The 504-nt window shown below is 63.5% G+C and carries 1 protein-coding gene; it reads left to right on the top strand.

Going from position 1 to position 504, the window contains the following annotated elements:
• The first annotated feature begins 135 nt into the window (after positions 1-135).
• Positions 136-435 (top strand): co-chaperone GroES, encoded by a 300-nt coding sequence (locus tag WDW90_RS38030; RefSeq protein WP_336492861.1) that lies wholly within the window; start codon positions 136-138, stop codon positions 433-435.
• Positions 436-504: the final 69 nt, after the last annotated feature.

The raw sequence follows: 504 nt of genomic DNA, 5'->3' as shown, positions 1-504 counted from the left end.
CCGGAGGCTTGGATCCGCTTCGACGAGGCATTCCGGCATGCCATGAACATCCCGCGCAGGACCTGTCGCAAAGTTTCTGAGGTTCACGGCTCGTTAGGCCCATGTTCTCGCGCCGCTGTCTGATCGGAGCCCATCATGAAGTTTCGCCCGCTGCACGACCGTATCGTCGTCCGCCGCATCGAGGGCGAGGAGAAGACCAAGGGCGGCATCATCATTCCGGACACCGCCAAGGAGAAGCCCCAGGAGGGCGAGGTCGTCGCCGTCGGTTCCGGCGCGCGCGACGAGTCCGGCAAGGTGAACGCGCTCGACGTCAAGGCCGGCGACCGGGTCCTGTTCGGCAAGTGGTCCGGCACCGAGGTCAAGATCTACGGTCAGGACCTCCTGATCATGAAGGAATCCGACCTCCTAGGAGCCCTCTCTGATTGGGGGCAGTGAGGCAAGCTACTCCTGATCCTCATCGGTCCCGGATGTATCGCTCCCGCAGGTCACGCGCTTCTCTTCGCG

Source organism: Methylobacterium nigriterrae (genome assembly GCF_037106235.1).
Lineage (GTDB): Bacteria > Pseudomonadota > Alphaproteobacteria > Rhizobiales > Beijerinckiaceae > Methylobacterium > Methylobacterium nigriterrae.
The sequence above is the reverse complement of the archived record's forward strand: the minus strand, read 5'-3'. Positions and strand labels throughout refer to the sequence as shown.